Consider the following 18533-nt stretch of genomic DNA (forward strand, 5'->3'; position numbering starts at 1 on the left):
GTCCTATTTTATTTATAAACTATTATTTTTTAATAATTCTTTTCCTTTCTCTATAACAAATTCATAGTATGCAAGATCATACGGATAAATATCTTCAAATGTTATTGTAATTGGTTTATTGTTTAAAACAGAAATAGCTGTAAAAGATGAAATTTCACCATTTAATAGTTGTAGAAAAGAAGTTGCATGTACTTTCATCACATCGTCTACTTCTTCACCTGGTGCGAATGGAAGTGGATTGATGACATTGTGAAAATACATATGACAAAATTCACGATCAGTAAGATTTGAAATTTCATAATCTATTTTAAAGATTCCTTTGTATACTAAATCAGTAGTTTGAAAGGAAAGCCCCAATTCTTCTTCGATTTCACGAAGACCACCAATTTGTACATCTTCATCATGCATAATATGTCCAGCTGAAGTAATATCCCATATAAGTGGAGCTTCTTTTTTATTTTTAGAGCGTAATTGGAAATATAAGAATATATCTTTAGCATCTTTTTCTACAAACCAACAATGAAATGTTTCGTGCCAATCACCGTCACGATGCACTTCATCGCGTAATTTCTTCCCAAGTGTATTTCTTTCAGAATCAAATATTGTTAACCACTCTGTCATTTTAATTCCCCTTTCTGCAAATTTTATTATACAATATTCGTATTGAATTTTGGGAAAATAAAGAAAAAGGGGCGATTATAAGTGGAGATAGAGCGTATGGAAATAAAATCGATTATTTCAACAGAGGAAGAGTTACGGAAAATATTGGGGAAACCAAGTGAGCGAGCATTGAAAAAAGTTATTTCATCATTAGACCACCATTGTGTAGATTTCCTTTCTAAATCTCCTTTTCTAGTATTATCTACTGCAAATAAGTTGGGGGAGTGTGACGCCTCGCCGAGAGGAGACGCACCTGGATTTGTATACGTGCTCAATAATAATAAAATTATCATTCCAGAAAGGCCAGGAAATCGTCGTATAGACTCCATTTTGAATATTATTTCAAATCCACGTGTAGGACTAATCTTTTTTATTCCAGGTCTTGGGGAGACACTCAGAATAAATGGCCGAGCGTATATTACAAACGACGAAGAAATTTTGAAAGAAATGCAGGCGAATGGACGTAATCCGTTGCTTGGAATTGTTGTTGAAATAGAAGAGTGTTACATTCATTGTGCAAAAGCGTTTATTCGTTCGAAGATATGGGATCCAGAATCTTGGTTAAATAAAAAAGAGTTACCTTCAGCAGCAAAAATGTTGTTAGAGCATGCGAAAGTGAATGCTTCAGAAGAAGATGTTGCACGTTCTTTAGAAGAAAGTTATACAAAAAGATTGTATTAAAAATTTTATTGATATAATTTTGTAAGGTGAGTATGTACGGGTTTTAGAATGGGGATTTATCCCGCATTAACGGGCAGTAACACCCCTACCTCAAAATTCAGCGAAAGCAAAGAAGTTAGGTGGGGATCAACTGCCCGTAAAAGCCCGATTGGTGAAGGCTAATAATCAGTGGGGATGAACAAAATCCTCACTGATTAAAGTTTCACTTTATATATGAACCGTTGATTTATAAACTGGAGAAATGACAAAATAGGTAAATTGAGTGGCAGTTGCATAATGCTATTGTGAAATATAATAAAAAATTATTTTGAAAATAGTTAGTAAAAATAGGCTTGCTTTTTAAAAATTTGATAACTATAATAAGTTAACAAATAGACATGAATGAAAAAGTAATGATAAGGACACGAAATCATTTTTACGGTTTACAGAGAGGGAAGCCAAGGGTGTGAGCTTCCTAACACGAGAAATGATTTTACCACCTTTGAACTTCAATAGTGAACGAGTAATCTAGTAATTATTGGCGGTATCAGCCGTTATCTGAACTTGAGCAATCTAGAAGGAGATACGTCTAGATTGGAACAAGGGTGGAACCACGAAAACACATTCGTCCCTTTCCTAGGGATGAGTGTGTTTTTTATGGTATAAGAGATTGAAAATTTAAAATAATTAAAAAATAGTATTGATTTTGTTTTTTATGCGAGTATAATGAGTTAACAAATAAACATGAACGAAAAAGTAACGATAAGGACACGAAATCATTTTTACGGTTTACAGAGAGGGAAGCCAAGGGTGTGAGCTTCCTAACACGAGAAATGATTTTACCACCTTTGAACTTCAATAGTGAACGAGTAATCTAGTAATTATTGGCGGTATCAGCCGTTATCTGAACTTGAGCAATCTAGGAGGAAATACGTCTAGATTGGAACAAGGGTGGAACCACGAAAACACATTCGTCCCTTTCCTAGGGATGGGTGTGTTTTTTTACTTTGAAAGGAGGTGCGGTAATATGAAACGATTTATAAGTACGGAAATAACCACCACCTGCATGACAAAAAAGCAGAGTAAGGTGATTTATAGATGTAACAATTAAACTTTTAGGAGGAGATTAGAAGATGAATAACGTTATAAATGTTGGGGTATTAGGTTTAGGTACGGTCGGAAGTGGTGTTGTTCATATTTTGAAAGAACATTATAAAAAAATCGCACTTGATACAGGATACGAAGTGAAAGTGAAAACAGTCGTTGTACGTGATTTGGAAAAAGAACGCGATGTTTGTATTGATGGAATTGCAGTAACAAGTCATGCAGATGAAGTTCTAAATGATTCAAATATTGATATTGTAGTAGAGGTAATGGGCGGAATTGAAGAAGCAAAACAGCATATTGTTAAGGCTTTACGAAATAAAAAACATGTCGTAACAGCAAATAAAGATTTAATGGCTGTATATGGTGCAGAGCTTCTTCAACTGGCGAACGATAATGATTGTGATTTATGTTACGAAGCGAGTGTAGCGGGCGGTATTCCAGTGTTAAGAGGACTAACTGATGGGTTAGCATCAGATCAAATTGAAAAAATAATGGGAATTGTAAATGGTACAACAAATTATATGTTAACAAAAATGAGTCAAAATGGATGGTCTTATGAAGAGGCTTTACAGGAAGCACAAAAATTAGGCTTTGCAGAATCGGATCCGACAGCAGATGTAGATGGACTAGATGCGGCGAGAAAAGTAGCAATTCTTGCAAACTTAGGTTTTTCGATGAATGTTTCATTAGATGATGTGCAAGTAAGAGGGATTCGAAAGGTCGAAAAAGAAGATTTACAAATGGCTGAAAAGTTAGGATTTACTATGAAGTTAATTGGTAAAGCTGAAAAACAAGGACCAGCCATTCATTTAAGTGTAGAACCGACGCTTTTACCGAGCCAGCATCCATTATCAAATGTGAATAATGAATTTAATGCGGTGTATGTCCATGGCCAAGCGGTAGGAGAAGTGATGTTTTATGGACCCGGAGCTGGGAAGTTACCGACTGGTTCTGCTGTAGTAAGTGATATTATTTCAATCGTTAAAAATATGAATCAAGTTCCGAAAAATAAAAGTGCGTTAAAAGAACCAGTTCCTTATGAATTACAAGGTGATGAAGAAGTAGTTTCGAAATATTTCTTACGCATTTCATTACAAGATGAGCCTGGGATGTTACAAAAAATAACAGAATGTTTCGTTAATTATTCTGTAAGTTTAAAAGAGGTTATTCAATTACCTTTAAACCGTGAACTGGCAGAAGTCGTTGTTGTGACACACCGAACTTCCAAGTATCAATTTGAACGAGTTTTAGAAGCGATAGAAGCTGTCGCAAGTGAAATAAACAGTTACTACATTATTGAGGAGGAAAAACAATATGTATAAAGGACTATTAAAACAATATGCGTCTTATTTACCGGTGAATGAAAATACACCTGATGTCAGCTTAATGGAAGGAAACACACCACTTATTCCATTATTAAATATATCAAAACAATTAGGGATTCAGCTATATGGTAAGTACGAAGGAGCGAATCCGACAGGTTCTTTTAAAGATCGTGGTATGGTCATGGCAGTTGCTAAGGCGAAAGAAGAAGGTTCAGAAGCAATCATTTGTGCATCAACAGGTAATACATCAGCGTCAGCTGCAGCATATGCGGCACGTCTTGGGATGAAATGCATTATCGTAATACCAGAAGGAAAGATTGCACATGGAAAATTAGCGCAAGCGGTCGCTTATGGAGCTGAAATTATTTCAATAGAAGGGAATTTCGATGATGCGCTTAAGGCTGTAAGAAATATTGCTGCAGAAGAGCCGATTACGTTAGTAAACTCAGTAAATCCTTATCGAATTGAAGGGCAAAAAACAGCAGCGTTTGAAATTTGTGACCAATTGCAAAATGCACCAGATGTTCTAGCTATCCCTGTTGGGAATGCAGGGAATATTACAGCGTATTGGAAAGGCTTCTGTGAATATGAGAAAGAAAAAGGTTATAAAAAGCCAAGAATTCATGGCTTTGAAGCGGAAGGAGCAGCTGCAATTGTAAAAGGGCATGTAATTGAAGAGCCTGAAACAATTGCAACAGCGATTCGCATCGGTAACCCAGCAAGTTGGTCGTATGCAGTAGAGGCTGCCGAGCAGTCTCGTGGTGAAATAGATATGGTATCAGATGAAGAAATTTTACATGCGTATAGGTTATTAGCAAAAACTGAAGGAGTTTTCGCTGAACCAGGATCAAATGCTTCATTAGCCGGCGTAATTAAACATGTTCAATCTGGGAAAATCAAAAAGGGAGAAACAGTTGTTGCGGTATTAACTGGAAATGGTTTGAAGGATCCTGATACCGCTATTTCTTCAAATCAACTAGACATCGCAAGTGTGTCAAATGATATAGAACAAATTAAAGATCATATTAAAGGGGTGATTATGTCGTGATACCATTTAGCGTTCGTGTCCCTGCTAGTACGGCGAATGTTGGTCCTGGATTTGATTCAGTTGGAATAGCTTTGTCATTGTATTTAGGTGTGGTGGTTAAAGAAAAAGCTGATAAATGGCAAGTAATCCATTCCTTTGAAGAATCAATTCCGACAGACGATAAAAATTTAATCGTTAGCACGGCATGTAAAGTATGTCCTTCTATATCACCCCATATAATAGAAGTTACTAGTAATATCCCATTAACGAGAGGGCTAGGAAGTAGTGCATCAGCGATTGTAGCTGGGATAGAGCTTGCGAATCAACTAGGCAATTTGAACTTAACTGCTGATCAAAAAGTTCAAATTGCTACAAATTTTGAAGGACATCCTGATAATGTTGCTGCTTCTATATTAGGTGGAACTGTAATTGGAGCACTTGATGGAAAGGATGTTTCCGTCGTAAGAATTGAGAGCAAGGAATTGGGTGTAATTTCTCTCATTCCGAATGCAGAATTAAATACAGATGAAAGTCGATCTGTATTACCAAAGATGTTTCCGTTTCATGAGGCAGTTAAAGCTAGTGCGATAAGTAACGTATTAGTAGCTGCATTATGTCAAAAGCGGTGGGAAGTTGTAGGTGAAATGATGGAGAGAGACCATTTTCACGAACCATATCGTTTAGAACTCGTACCATTATTACCATCTATTCGTAAATGCGCAAAAGAATTTGGTGCGTACGGCACAGCACTTAGTGGTGCGGGGCCATCTATTTTTATATTAACGCCATATGAGAAGCGTCAAGAAATCGCTGAGCAATTAGCGAGAGTATTTACAGATATGAAAGTATGTGAGCTTGAAATCGACCATAAAGGTATTATTGTAAATAAGGAAGAGCATATTGGATCGTAAAGAAAGCTGGCATGGCTAGCTTTCTTTACGTTGCAAACCTATTTTAAATTAGGTTTTTTCGGAAAAATATAAAACAAATGTTGATTTTGAATAATGTAAGTAAAGAGTGCATTCATTTTGGAGGTGATTAAATGAATAAAGAGTCACCAGAAGAAAAAAGAGAGCGTATGAGACAAAGTGAATTAAAAAGTAATCCTACGGGTTCTTTACGTGACGGACTCAATAGAGCGGAAACGGGTAGTCCAGTTGATATAGCAGGCGGTATGAATTGGAAAGGTACAGGAATAATCATTTTAGTACTACTTTTAGGATACATTGTATACACTTATTGTTTCAGTTGAAGAATGCTTGTTAAAATTTTGATTTGTTTAGTTTCATAATTGTTGAGAAAAAATGTAGTTACTGTATTACATATCTTCTAAGCGAATTATAGTTGTTCATATCAACTTTTAATACTCCAAACAGAGCTAGCAAAATGCTAGCTCTATTATTTTTTGCCACATTCCTGTAACAAAGCATCTGTATATTCATTGGTGGAGGTGCAGAGGATGAAAAAAATGATAGCGATATGTCTTCTTACAACTATGTCGTTTTCGACTTTAGTCGGTTGTGACGTAAAAGGTAGTAATGCTGTACAAGAGTCTAAAATAAAGAAAGCGACGTATAAAGATTTTACTTATGATGTAAATCCAGAAACATTCACATTAACTGTAGAACATGAGGGGGCAAAGGAACAGGCATCACAACCCCTACCGAAAATGAAGGTATCGAATGTAAAAAAAGAAAAGGATCGTACATCGTGGGAATATCCAGATCAAAAAGTAAAAATAAAATTAGAAAAGAAAAAAGACCACTTAAACATTGAAGTGGAATCGACTGGTGCAGAAAGCTTTACATGGCCGAAAGTAGAAGCTGAAAATTATACACTTCCGTTATGGGAGGGTAAGCAAATTCCGAGCAATGATGAGAATTGGAAGAAGTTTTTAAAGGATGATGCATATTCATTTGCTGAATCATTTTCTATGAAGTTTTTCGCATTAAATGGTTCGAAATATTCAATTGTATATATTGCAACGAATATGTTTAATAATGAATTGAAATTTCATTCGGATCCGAAAATAGGATTTGATTTTACACATGAATTTCCGAGCATAAATAAAAATAAAACATATGGATTTCAATTATATGTGACAAATAATGATGCGGTAAGCATTGCTAAACTGTATAAGGATGATATTGTTCGAAAAGGTGAATTTAAAACATTACAAGAAAAGGCTAGAAAAAATAAAGAAATCGAAAAGTTATATGGAGCGGCGCATTTTTATTTTTGGAATCAAAATGGTTTATTAGAAAATAATATAAATTGGCCAAAACTAAGGGAGCAAATAAATAGCCCGCTGTTTAGTCATATAAAAGAACTTATTCAAAAGAATAGTTCCGAGCCTGGGGAACTGAATGTATTGGATCAAGTAAGTAAACAAGATTTCATTGATAAGTATCAAAAAAATGTTATTTTACGTTATATAAACGAAGTATTATCGATGAAGGAATTTTATAAAGAGGATATTTTTCAAAACGTTAATCAGGAAGCTAGTGTGCTATTAAAGAAAGGTGTAGGTCACTTAACGAATACAGAATTGTATAGCTTAAATAAGCATTTATTAAAGTCGCTACTTGGTGATGCGGTTGAAGAGGTAAGTAAATGGGGTAATGCAGATGGAACGGATATATTAAAGGAAATGAAAGAGGCAGGAATAGAAAAAGCGTGGATTGGTGTGCCGAACTGGGAACAAGGATTTATGCAACCTAATTTCGTGACAAAAGCTAAGGAAATGGGGTATTTAGTTGGTCCGTATGATTCGTATCATTCCATTCACGAAAAAAGTGATAAAAATTGGAACACAGCATCCTTTAATGACCCGTCATTATACGAAGAGGCTACTGTAACGAAGAAAAACGGAGAAAAGGTGCAAGGCTTTTTAGGAAGAGGTCGCAAGTTAAATCCGACTTTATCGCTGCCTAGTGTAAAGGAACGCATGAATGATATATTACAAAATGGTCCTAAATATAATTCATGGTTTATTGATTGTGATGCGACAGGTGAAATTTACGATGACTATTCAGCGAAACATATAACGACGCAAGAGCAAGATTTAAAAGCACGTTTAAAACGAATGGACTACATTGCGCAAGAAAAGGGTATGGTCGTTGGTTCTGAAGGCGGAAATGATTTTGCTAGTAGTACGATTGCATTTGCACACGGAATTGAAACACCTGTTATTAAATGGGACGATGAAGATATGCGGAAAAATAAAACAAGTCCGTATTATGTCGGTGGATATTGGTCACCAAATCAAAATGTGCCTGAAAAATATGCAAAACAAGTACCATTGAAAGAAGAATATAAACAAGTATATTTAAACCCAGTATATTCGGTACCATTATATAAATTAGTATACAATGATTCCGTTATTACAACGCATCATTGGGAATGGGGAAGTTTAAAGGTAAAAGATGAAGTTGGAAATCGAATGCTGTCTGAATTATTGTATAATGTTCCTCCGTTGTACCATTTAGATGAAGTAGAGTGGAATAAGCATAAAAAAGAAATTACAGAGCATCTAAAAGTTTGGAATGAAGTTCATGAAAAAGCAGTAAAAGAAGAGATGACGAATTTTGCGTATTTGTCAGAAGATAAGCTAGTACAATCTGTTTCTTATGGAAAAGATATTAAAATCATTGTGAACTTCTCAAATGAAGACATGGAAGTAGAAAAAACGAAAATAAAAGCAAAGTCGGCTTACATTGATAATCAGGGGAAGAAAAGTGTGTATACGCCGTTTGAGAAATAATAAAGTTAAATATACTGTATTCATAGAGATTTTATAATTAGCTGGATTCTTTATTCATATCGTTTGTTAGGAAAAAGACATTCTAATTTAAAATGAAAGAGTTAATAAATTTGTAAATCCGTATGTTGCGAAGTGCTAAATTTTTGAAATTGGTAAATAGTGACTTGCCAAAAATAAGTACGAGAGTATAATGTGAAATGGAATACGTATTGGGTTTAAGTAGTAACCTTACAAAATTGTAAGGTTAGTGAAAGGAAATTCAATATGAAGATAAATAGACTTACATTATACTTGGTAAAGAGAAAGAGAGGCGAATGGGTATGAGCTCTGAATTAGAACAAAATACGAGAAGTAATAAAAAGCGTTCTAAAAGAAAGTCAATAAAATGGTTCATATTAATTCCATTTTTCCTACTTATTTTTGGAGGAGTAGGATATGGTTCGTTTATATATAATAAAGCAAAAGCTGTTGTAAATGATGCGTATGCAAAAATTGATAAGTCATCAAAGCGTGATAAAGAAGTTGAACCTTTAAAGGATAATATTTCAATATTAATCATGGGTGTAGATGGAAGTGAAATGAGAAAAAGCCAATATGGCGAAGCAGTTCGAACAGATGCACTTTTATTAGCAACAATTAATAAAGATGATAAGTCTGTTAAGCTAGTAAGTATTCCACGTGATTCACGTGTTTACATTCCAACTAGAAAAAAATTAGATAAAATTACTCATGCTCACGTATTTGGTGGCGTAGAAAGCACACGTGATACGGTGGAAAGATTTTTAAATGTCCCTGTTGATTATTATGTGAAGTTTAACTTTGAATCATTCGTACAAATTGTCGATTCAATTGGTGGTATTGATATTGATGTACCAGTTACTTTCACTGAACAAGATAGTAAAGACCAAGCTGGTATGATCCATTTAGAAAAAGGTTACCAACATTTAAATGGAGAACAAGCACTTGCACTTGCAAGAACGCGTAAAATTGATAGTGACGCAATGCGTGGACAGAGACAGCAACTTGTAATAGAAGCAATTGCTAAAAAAGCGATGTCTGTTCAATCAATTAGCAAAATGGGCTCTTTACTGGATGCGGTTGATAAAAATATGAAAACGAACTTAACATTTGACGATATGCTGGCCATTACAAAAAATATGGCAGGATCTAATTTGGAAATGGAAAAAATGCAAATAGAAGGTACAGATAAACGTATCGGTGGTATTTATTATTACATTCCAAATGAAAAAAATGTAAAAGACATTTCCAAAAAATTAAATGATCATTTAGGTGTAACGCCAAAATCAGTCCGAAACGAATAATAAAAAAAGATTGGCTTTTGCCAATCTTTTTTTATGGGAATGTATTTGTAACTTTTTTGTAACGATTTTTTAGTTTAGAAAAATTATACTCATATGTATGAGTATAATGGATAGGTAAAAAAGTAAAAGGACATATTCAAAATTTGTGGTAAGGAAAGATATCATATGCAGAAATGGTTAAGCATGATGGGAATTATCTTTATATTGACTGGATGTAAAATGTCTGAGGCTCCAACAAGTCTAATGGAAGCTCCTACAAATGAAAAATGGATTAATGAATTAAAGGAACAAATTGATAAAGATTTACCTGTTAATTATCGCTTACTTACTCCAATGTCTAACAAAGATAAACAGATGATTTGGTCAATGAATTTTAAACAAGATAATAAGAAAGAAGCCATCTTATTTTATAAATTGCCGAATGAAGATCATAGCGTATATTTAGCCGTATATGAAGAAATCGGAAATGGCTGGAGAATAAAGTCCACACATAAATTTGATGGAGGAGATGTAGATATCGTTGAAGTCGGTGATTTTACAGGGAACGGGAAGAGAGAGTTGTTAATCGGAATCTCTGTAAATCGTGAATCGTTAGAACATGTTATGTATGTTTTTTCGGAAGAAAATGAAGAGATGAAGGAAATATATAATCGAAGTTATACGAAGTTATTCATAGAGGATCTAAATGAAAATGGACTGAAAGATATAAGCCTTGTTACATTTGAAAAAGATGAGAAGCTGACAGTTGAGTTCATGGAACAATTTAAGACTTTATCTGAAGTGTCATACGATCCATTTATAAATAGTATTCAAAGAATACAAATGGGTCGTATATCTAAATCACTAAAGGCGGTAGTAATTGATGCAGGAGTTGGCGCTCATTCAGGTATAACTTATGTAGCAAAATTTGATCAGGATCATTATGAAGTATTACCTATAGATGGGAAAGAAGATTTATTTAATGAATATGTTGTAGAAAGTAAAGATGTTAATGAAGACGGCATTATTGAATTTGTTCGTACTGTACGTCCAAAAGGTTGGGAGGATAAATCACATGGCGATAGTCCGCTTTTTGAACGTTACATACAGTGGAGTGAATCTGGAATTAAACCAATTGAAGAACGATATATAGATATAGAAAAAGGATATTATGTGAAAATTCCTAAAGAGTTAATAGGGAAAATTACAATACCAGATCAGCAAAAAGAATCAAATTCTCAAAAGTTTTTGGATACAAGAACAAATGAAATATGGCTTGAAGTTCATATTTTTAAGCGGAAAGAATGGTTCAATATAAAAGGCTACAGCGCAGCAATTAAAACAGCTTCTCACGTATATGCAGTACCGAAGCAATCGAAATTTGAAAAAGTGAAAGAATATATAAAACCGCTAGCGGATTATCAACAAGAGTAGGAGGTGGGAATTATGTCAAAAATTTTAGTTTTAGAAGATGAATTAACAATCCGTAGCTTTATTGTTTTAAATTTAAAACGTGCTGGATTTTATGTAATAGAAGCTACTACTGGAGAAGAAGCGTTACAGATTTTGAGTGAACAAACTGTTGATATAGCACTGCTGGATGTTATGTTACCGGGAATTGATGGTTTAGAAGTTTGTAAGGCTATCAGGAAAGAAAATGAAAAAATGGGTATTATTATGTTAACCGCACGTGTACAAGATGAAGATAAGGTGCAAGGACTAGGAATAGGGGCAGATGATTATATTGCAAAACCGTTTAGTCCAGTAGTATTAACTGCACGTATACAGTCTTTATTAAGAAGAATAGAAGTACATGAAGAAAAAACGAATATTGTTACGTCAGGTCCATTTTCGTTAAATATTATAGAAGAAAGATTGTATAAAGATGGACAATTAGTCGATTTAACACCTACAGAGTATATGATATTACAGTATTTAATGAATCAGGCTTCAAAGCCAGTTTCGCGTGATGAAATTTTAAATATGATTTGGGGAACCAATTACGTAGGTGAAACGAAAGTAGTAGATGTAAATATGAGACGGTTACGTCAAAAAATAGAATGTAATCCATCAGAACCTGAATTTATTCTTACGGTGTGGGGAAAAGGATATGTGTGGAAGGAAAGTATAAGATGAAACGGAAAGTGACTCTATATTTTATGACGGTCATTACACTTATGCTTGTATTATTTGAAGTTGTATTTTCAGTTTCAATTTATCGATACTATTATAATGGTATTGTGCAATATATAGAGTCTCATGCGAAAACGAGTACACGTTTTTTTTCAGAATACAATTCACTATACTTTATTCGATTACAAGAATATAGTGGTGACATAATTAGTAGCTTTCAATTAGAAGGAACAGAATTACAGTTAATTGATCGTCACGGCTCGGTTATACAATCTTCAAGTGGTGAAAAGGTAGAAGGTAAAGTGAATATTCCACAATCATTATTAGAAGGTGAAATGTATAATCAAGTTACTACGAAAGGTAATAAAAAACAACTAGAGGTGCTAAGCCCACTTATACATCAAGGACAAACTATTGGTGTTTTAAAATACACGACTGTTTTAATAAATGTAAATAAAAAGATTATTGAAATTATTACGTTTACTATTTCTGTAGGTATTGTTATTTCAGGAGTTGCCTTCTTAATTAGTAGACGTTTGGCAAATTCATTTGTTGAGCCAATTGAATCCATTATTCAAGCCTCTTCACAAATTGCAGAAGGCACATTAAAGCAAAAAATTAAAGAAGATTATCCTGGAGAATTAGGTGACTTGGCACATAGTTTAAATTATATGGCCTATAAAATAGATAAGGCTGAGCAGATGAAAAATGAATTCATTGCTTCTATTTCGCACGAAATACGAACGCCTTTAACAGGAATTAAAGGTTGGAGTGAGACGTTAAAAACAGTAGATCATTTAACAGAAGAAGAAATAAAGCAAGGTATGGGCATTATTTCAGGTGAGACAGATAGGTTGATTCATTTAGTAGAAGAATTGCTAGATTTTTCAAGATTACAATCAAATCATTTTAATTTATATAAACAAAAGGTGCAATTGTACGATATACTAGAGGAGACGATTTGGCAATTAACTCCTAAATCGGAAGAGAAGGAAATTCAATTTATTACTACTATAGACCGAATTGAATTGATGGGAGATCGAAATAGGCTAAAGCAAGTTTTCTTGAATATTGTTCAAAATGCAATTAAGTATTCACATGAAAAAAGCACAATACACATTGAAGCGACTAAAATAGAAGGACAAGCAGTGATTAAGGTAAGAGACGAAGGGATTGGAATTGCTAAAGAACATTTACCATATATTGAGCAATCATTTTACCAAATTAATAATCATGCTGCAGGTGCAGGTATTGGTTTAGCTATCGTTAAAAAAATGGTAGAGCTTCATGGCGGTGCGCTTAGTGTTACAAGCAAAGAAGGAATAGGAACAACAATTTTGATAAAACTCCCATTATAATACAAATAAAATCTATTTATATGGTGAAATAAAAATAAATAGATGTATAATTATATTGGGCGATTTATATATAAGATTAATAGGGAGAGGAATTCGATAGAATGGAAAAAGCTTTAAAAATTAAACAAATAGTAGTCGTTTTAATAGCGATTGCCGCAGTAGCTATTGGGTATTACATGTTTCAATCAATTACTTCACCAGCAAAAGCTGTTGCGAAACAAGAAAATGTAGTGCAGCTTGCAAGTGAACAGCCGAAAGTTGAAATGAATAAAACGGCACCAAGTCGTTTTAATGGAAAAGAAAGAAAAGTTGCTTATCTTACATTTGACGATGGGCCAGGGAAATATACGGCTGAATTATTAAATACGCTAAAACAACATGATGCGAAGGCGACGTTCTTTTTAATTGGAGCGAATGTAAAAGAATTTCCTGATTTAGTGAAACGTGAAAATGCTGAGGGTCATTATGTAGGCATGCATAGTATGACACATAATTTCGCAAAGTTATATAAAAATGGCGAGTATGTAAATGAGATGAAAGAAGATCAAGGTTTAATCGCTAATATTATTGGGAAATCACCTAAATTAACACGTCCTCCATATGGTTCGATGCCTGGATTAAATGAAGGTCTTCGAAATAAAGTGGTAGAAGGCGGATTTAAAGTATGGGATTGGACAATTGATTCATTAGATTGGAGATACAATAAAATGCCAGTTGATGCAGCTGCAGCACAAATTGCTCAAAATGTATTAACAAACGCAACAAAACCACAAGAAGTAATTTTAATGCATGATATTCACCCGCAATCAGTTGCTGCTGTGCCAGCAATTTTAAAAGGGCTAAAAGAAAAAGGTTATGAGTTCGAAGCTTATCATGAAGAAAGTCACTTCCCAGTGAACTTCTGGCATGATAACCGTATGTAATGGAGGAATGAACGTTGAAGTATGGAAAAGTTGCAGTAGTTGGAGCATTATCAGTAGGACTTTTAACAGGTTGTTTCGGTGAAAAGCCAGAAGAAAATCTATATACAGCTTTTGAAACAGCAGCAACACAAGAAAAATCTTTAGTGGATGAAGCAAAAAAATTAGAGCAGTTAGAGAAACAAGGGCAAGAATTATATGCTCAAATTTTGCAAGAAGGTAAAGATCATAATGAAGCAGTTGTGAAGAAAATAGAGCAAGCTACTGCAAATGTAGATGATCGTGAAAAAGTATTGAAAAGTGAGAAAGAAATGCTAGAAAAAGCACAGAAGGAAACGAAATCTGTTCAAAGTAATATAGAGAAGATTGAAGATAAGAAGTTACAAAAACAAGCAAAAGCAGTAGAAGAGTCGTATAAGAATCGTTATGATGCATTCCAAAAGATGAATGAAAATTACACGAAAGTGTTAGCGACTGAAAAAGAACTGTATGAAAAATTAAAAGTAAAAGAAACGAAATTAAAAGAAATCGGTGAAAAAGTTAAAACTGTTAATGAATTAAATGTGGAAGCACAAAAGTCGAAAGAGCAGTTTAACAAATTTACAAAAGAGTATAATGACAGTAAATTAGCATTCTACAAAGATGCAGAAATTAAGATTAAAGATCAGAAATAAAGAAGAATCTAAAGTGTAATAAAAAGCCGGAGAAACATCGTTATAAATGTTTTTTCGGTTTTTTACGTTAAATGAATAGAAAAGACTGGAATTGATATCATAAAAGAGTTATAGTGAGTTATTCTAAGGGAAACATTGTAAAGTAAGGAGAATGGGAATATGTCATATGAATTTTTACTCAAATTAGGTTTAGCACTCTTTTTAGGATTATTCATCGGGATAGATAGGCAGCTAAAGAATAAACCACTGGGTGTGAAAACAAGTATGGTTATTTCTGTAGCAAGTTGTTTAATTACGATGGTTTCAATTGAATCTGTGCATGTATATTCTGTTCCAGGACATACAAATATGGATCCGATGCGACTGGCCGCTCAAATTGTTAGTGGAATTGGTTTTCTTGGCGCAGGTGTCATTTTACGAAGAAGTAATGACGTTATTTCTGGATTAACAACAGCTTCTATGGTGTGGGCTGCTTCAGCTTTAGGGATCGCAATTGGTGCAGGATTTTATTTACAAGCGACAGTTGCTATGGTTTTAATTATTTTAGCGATTAATGTACTTCCGCAACTTGTGAAAATTGCAGGACCGTATTCATTAAGACAAAAGGATTTATCTATAAAAATTACTGTTAAAGAGCATCATGAGTTAGATGGTATATTTAAGCAAATTAAAAATTTAGGCATGCATGTGAAACGCGTGAAAATTAAAGATATAGATAGTGGAGCATTTCAGCAACTGGAGATGGTTATTTTAGCTCCAGAAGATTTATATACAACAGAGTTATATAGTTCCCTGAAAGAGATAGATCGAGTAGTTTCAGTTGAAGTGGAAAGTAGATAATTGTGACAAAAAAGAGTGAAGTTCAAATTCACTCTTTTTTATTTGGATTTTTAAGGAATGAAATTGATATAATGATGAGTAATAAGGGGAAGAGAAATGATGGGAATACATATTAGAAGAGCAATAGAGGATGATATACAAGGTATAGCAAAGGTGCATGTCGATAGTTGGAAAACAACGTATAAAGGGATATTTGCTGACGAAATTCTAGATAATATAGCATATGAGAAACGAGAAAAACAATGGGAAGATATTTTTCAAAAAGAAGGTAATCATCGATTTAGATTTGTAGCAGAGAATTTAAATGGAGAAATAGTTGGATTCATCGATGGGGGAGTAGAAAGAACTGGTACATATAATTGTGATGGAGAATTATATGCAATCTACCTTTTACAAGAGTATCAAGGAATGAAAATAGGACAAAAGTTATTTCAAACTTTATTATCGGATTGTATAAACAATAACATGCAATCACTTTTAGTTTGGGTTGTTACGAATAATCCTTCTAAAAAGTTTTATGAAAAATTTAACCCTGAAAAAATTGATACGAAATTTTTAGAGAGAGTAAGGGTAGAAGAAACAGCGTATTGTTGGAGAGATTTGAATTTGTTACAAAAACAAATAGCTATATAGATTGATACATATAATAATATTATGTAAACATATCATAGGGAAAGGTATACCTCATTTGGTGTACCTTTTTATTAATCCATCAAAAAATGGATTAATAAAAAATAGTAGGTAATTAGTTTGAAAGCAAGAATTTTTCTAGTGTACTTTTAACTAGATTAAAGAAAAGAAAGAAAAAAATAAAAATTTAATTTGATAAAAAATTCTGAAATATACTCTTGAATTGAATATCATTATCAATTAGAATCAGAATTGATAACGATATTCAATTATCGTTTATTATATAAAATTTCGATAGCTTTAATATAAAGAGGAGGACCAACATGCAGCATGCGAAACAAATCGCAGAACATGCAACATTACAAAGCTTTTTAAACTGTTATTTAAGAGAAACAGGGAGTGGAGAATGGATTACAGAGGATGAAAGAATGAAAAGTATCTTCAGTAATACGTTGAATAGAGATACAGTCCCCACATATTTATGTTGTCGGCTATCGGCACAGAACGTTACTTTGTATGGAGAAGTTATATATAAATCATCAACAGATCGCCATTTGTTTGGAGAACAATTTTATTATCAAATTGGAGATAGTAATTCCGTTATTACAGCAGATTACGTTACAGTTATTACGTTTTTAATAAAAGAGATGTCGATCAACTACGGAGAAGGAACGAATCCTGCGGAACTTATGCTTCGAGTTATCCGTAGTTGTCAAAATATTGAGGAATTTACAAAAGAGAGAATAGAAGATACATCCGCATTATACGGTTTCCATACAACTTTTATAGAAGCGGAGCAGTCTTTATTATTTGGGCATTTAACTCATCCTACACCAAAGAGTAGACAGGGAATATTGGATTGGAAAAGTGCAATGTATTCTCCAGAATTAAAAGGGGAATGTCAGCTTCATTATTTTCGGGCACATAAAAGTATAGTAAATGAAAAATCATTATTATCAGATTCTACAACAACGATTATAAAAGAAGAATTAAGTAATGATGAGATGGTTAGTAAGGAATTTATAGCGAAGTACTGTAAGGAAGATCAATATGCATTAATTCCAATTCATCCGCTTCAGGCAGAATGGCTCTTGCATCAAGCTTACGTACAAGATTGGATAATTCAAGAATTGCTTGAGTATATTGGTCCTGTAGGTAAGTATTATATGGCAACATCATCACTAAGGACGCTATATCATCCCAATTCGAAGTATATGCTTAAGTTTTCATTTCCGGTGAAAGTAACGAATTCAATGCGTATTAATAAACTGAAAGAACTTGAGAGTGGTCTTGAAGGGAAGGAAATGTTAAATACGGCTATTGGTGAAGTACGAGAAAGATTTCCAGGATTTGATTTTATTTGTGATCCGGCCTTTATTACATTAAATTATGGAACACAAGAATCTGGATTTGAAGTGATTATTCGTGAGAATCCTTTTTATAGTGAACATGCAAACGACGCAACATTAATTGCTGGGCTAGTTCAAGACGCTATACCTGGGGAGCGTACGCGGTTATCGAATATTATTCATCGCCTAGCAGATTTAGAAAGTAAAAGCTGTGAAGAAGTAAGCTTAGAGTGGTTTAGACGATATATGAATATTTCTTTAAAGCCAATGGTATGGATGTATTTACAGTATGGTGTTGCATTAGAAGCTCATCAGCAAAATAGCGTTGTTCAGCTAAAAGATGGTTATCCGGTCAAATATTATTTCCGTGATAATCAAGGATTTTATTTCTGTAATTCAATGAAAGAGATGCTTAATAATGAATTAGCTGGTATTGGAGAACGTACTGGAAATTTATATGACGACTATATTGTGGATGAGAGATTTCGTTACTACTTAATTTTCAATCATATGTTTGGCCTCATTAATGGTTTTGGCACAGCAGGATTAATTAAGGAGGAAATTCTTCTCTCGGAATTAAGGTCTGTACTTGAATCATTCCTTCCATATAACCGGGAACCTTCTACATTTTTAAGAGAATTATTGGACGAAGATAAGTTGGCGTGTAAAGCAAATTTACTAACGAGATTTTTCGATGTCGATGAGTTAAGTAATCCATTGGAGCAAGCTATTTATGTGCAAGTACATAATCCACTCGTTAGAGAAGTGGCTGTTCGTTCATAAATA

The 18533-nt window shown here is 33.7% G+C and carries 16 protein-coding genes and 2 other annotated features; of the genes, 15 read left to right on the top strand and 1 reads right to left on the bottom strand.

Annotated elements, in window-relative coordinates:
- Nucleotides 1–12 precede the first annotated feature (12 nt).
- Nucleotides 13–621 carry an NUDIX hydrolase gene (locus DN407_RS09360; RefSeq protein WP_097999031.1) on the bottom strand — a complete coding sequence of 203 codons (609 nt, stop codon included), beginning with the start codon at nt 619–621 and terminating at the stop codon, nt 13–15.
- Between the two features lie 81 nt (nt 622–702).
- Between DN407_RS09360 and DN407_RS09365 the strand changes: the two genes are divergently transcribed.
- From DN407_RS09365 to DN407_RS09435, 15 genes are all read left to right on the top strand, one after another.
- Nucleotides 703–1341: a pyridoxamine 5'-phosphate oxidase family protein gene (locus tag DN407_RS09365; protein WP_061457078.1), complete on the top strand. Its 639-nt coding sequence runs from the start codon at nt 703–705 to the stop codon at nt 1339–1341.
- Between the two features lie 383 nt (nt 1342–1724).
- Nucleotides 1725–1956, top strand: a binding site (T-box leader).
- Between the two features lie 114 nt (nt 1957–2070).
- Nucleotides 2071–2302 (top strand) — a binding site (T-box leader).
- A gap of 151 nt (nt 2303–2453) precedes the next feature.
- Nucleotides 2454–3749: a homoserine dehydrogenase gene (locus DN407_RS09370; protein WP_001066899.1), complete on the top strand. Its 1296-nt coding sequence runs from the start codon at nt 2454–2456 to the stop codon at nt 3747–3749.
- The gene (thrC, locus tag DN407_RS09375; RefSeq protein WP_074553849.1) at nt 3742–4800 is read left to right on the top strand and encodes a threonine synthase; all 1059 of its coding nucleotides are present in this window, start codon (nt 3742–3744) and stop codon (nt 4798–4800) included. Before DN407_RS09370 ends, thrC begins: the two co-directional genes overlap by 8 nt.
- Nucleotides 4797–5690 (top strand): homoserine kinase, encoded by an 894-nt coding sequence (gene thrB, locus DN407_RS09380; protein WP_000612105.1) that lies wholly within the window; start codon nt 4797–4799, stop codon nt 5688–5690. Before thrC ends, thrB begins: the two co-directional genes overlap by 4 nt.
- A gap of 131 nt (nt 5691–5821) precedes the next feature.
- The gene (locus DN407_RS09385) at nt 5822–6031 is read left to right on the top strand and encodes a DUF6366 family protein (protein WP_098295654.1); all 210 of its coding nucleotides are present in this window, start codon (nt 5822–5824) and stop codon (nt 6029–6031) included.
- Between the two features lie 207 nt (nt 6032–6238).
- Entirely contained in the window at nt 6239–8542 is a 2304-nt protein-coding gene (locus DN407_RS09390; protein ID WP_149216195.1) for a glycoside hydrolase, read from the top strand.
- A gap of 320 nt (nt 8543–8862) precedes the next feature.
- Nucleotides 8863–9864, top strand: coding sequence for an LCP family protein (locus DN407_RS09395; RefSeq protein ID WP_001987131.1), 1002 nt, complete (start codon nt 8863–8865; stop codon nt 9862–9864).
- A 165-nt stretch (nt 9865–10029) separates the two neighbouring features.
- A complete protein-coding gene (locus DN407_RS09400; RefSeq protein ID WP_001174863.1) occupies nt 10030–11277 on the top strand; it encodes a hypothetical protein in 1248 nt (415 codons plus the stop codon).
- A gap of 12 nt (nt 11278–11289) precedes the next feature.
- Nucleotides 11290–11979, top strand: coding sequence for a response regulator transcription factor (locus tag DN407_RS09405; RefSeq protein WP_000036068.1), 690 nt, complete (start codon nt 11290–11292; stop codon nt 11977–11979).
- Nucleotides 11976–13334, top strand: a complete 1359-nt coding sequence (locus DN407_RS09410; protein ID WP_149216196.1) for a sensor histidine kinase — start codon at nt 11976–11978, stop codon at nt 13332–13334. The genes DN407_RS09405 and DN407_RS09410 overlap by 4 nt, the downstream gene beginning before the upstream one ends.
- 101 nt (nt 13335–13435) lie before the next feature.
- Entirely contained in the window at nt 13436–14257 is an 822-nt protein-coding gene (locus DN407_RS09415; protein WP_000409484.1) for a peptidoglycan-N-acetylglucosamine deacetylase, read from the top strand.
- A 14-nt stretch (nt 14258–14271) separates the two neighbouring features.
- Nucleotides 14272–14928 carry a YkyA family protein gene (locus DN407_RS09420; protein ID WP_000873565.1) on the top strand — a complete coding sequence of 219 codons (657 nt, stop codon included), beginning with the start codon at nt 14272–14274 and terminating at the stop codon, nt 14926–14928.
- Nucleotides 14929–15087: 159 nt separating this feature from the next.
- Nucleotides 15088–15768, top strand: coding sequence for an MgtC/SapB family protein (locus DN407_RS09425; protein WP_000119510.1), 681 nt, complete (start codon nt 15088–15090; stop codon nt 15766–15768).
- A gap of 96 nt (nt 15769–15864) precedes the next feature.
- Nucleotides 15865–16401 carry a GNAT family N-acetyltransferase gene (locus DN407_RS09430; protein WP_098022553.1) on the top strand — a complete coding sequence of 179 codons (537 nt, stop codon included), beginning with the start codon at nt 15865–15867 and terminating at the stop codon, nt 16399–16401.
- A gap of 320 nt (nt 16402–16721) precedes the next feature.
- The gene (locus DN407_RS09435; RefSeq protein ID WP_001163356.1) at nt 16722–18530 is read left to right on the top strand and encodes an IucA/IucC family protein; all 1809 of its coding nucleotides are present in this window, start codon (nt 16722–16724) and stop codon (nt 18528–18530) included.
- Nucleotides 18531–18533 lie beyond the last annotated feature (3 nt).

The sequence above is a fragment of the Bacillus sp. JAS24-2 genome (assembly GCF_008274905.1).
Classification (GTDB): Bacteria; Bacillota; Bacilli; order Bacillales; family Bacillaceae_G; genus Bacillus_A; species Bacillus_A cereus.

Excerpts from the sequence above, each read along its gene's own strand:
- DN407_RS09430 (WP_098022553.1), top strand. The coding sequence starts at position 15,865 with ATGATGGGAATACATATTAGAAGAGCAATAGAGGATGATATACAAGGT.
- DN407_RS09395 (WP_001987131.1), top strand. The coding sequence starts at position 8,863 with ATGAGCTCTGAATTAGAACAAAATACGAGAAGTAATAAAAAGCGTTCT.
- DN407_RS09415 (WP_000409484.1), top strand. The coding sequence starts at position 13,436 with ATGGAAAAAGCTTTAAAAATTAAACAAATAGTAGTCGTTTTAATAGCG.
- DN407_RS09410 (WP_149216196.1), top strand. The coding sequence starts at position 11,976 with ATGAAACGGAAAGTGACTCTATATTTTATGACGGTCATTACACTTATG.
- DN407_RS09390 (WP_149216195.1), top strand. The coding sequence starts at position 6,239 with ATGAAAAAAATGATAGCGATATGTCTTCTTACAACTATGTCGTTTTCG.
- DN407_RS09385 (WP_098295654.1), top strand. The coding sequence starts at position 5,822 with ATGAATAAAGAGTCACCAGAAGAAAAAAGAGAGCGTATGAGACAAAGT.
- DN407_RS09370 (WP_001066899.1), top strand. The coding sequence starts at position 2,454 with ATGAATAACGTTATAAATGTTGGGGTATTAGGTTTAGGTACGGTCGGA.
- DN407_RS09400 (WP_001174863.1), top strand. The coding sequence starts at position 10,030 with ATGCAGAAATGGTTAAGCATGATGGGAATTATCTTTATATTGACTGGA.
- DN407_RS09360 (WP_097999031.1), bottom strand. The coding sequence starts at position 621 with ATGACAGAGTGGTTAACAATATTTGATTCTGAAAGAAATACACTTGGG.
- DN407_RS09425 (WP_000119510.1), top strand. The coding sequence starts at position 15,088 with ATGTCATATGAATTTTTACTCAAATTAGGTTTAGCACTCTTTTTAGGA.
- DN407_RS09405 (WP_000036068.1), top strand. The coding sequence starts at position 11,290 with ATGTCAAAAATTTTAGTTTTAGAAGATGAATTAACAATCCGTAGCTTT.
- DN407_RS09435 (WP_001163356.1), top strand. The coding sequence starts at position 16,722 with ATGCAGCATGCGAAACAAATCGCAGAACATGCAACATTACAAAGCTTT.
- thrC (WP_074553849.1), top strand. The coding sequence starts at position 3,742 with ATGTATAAAGGACTATTAAAACAATATGCGTCTTATTTACCGGTGAAT.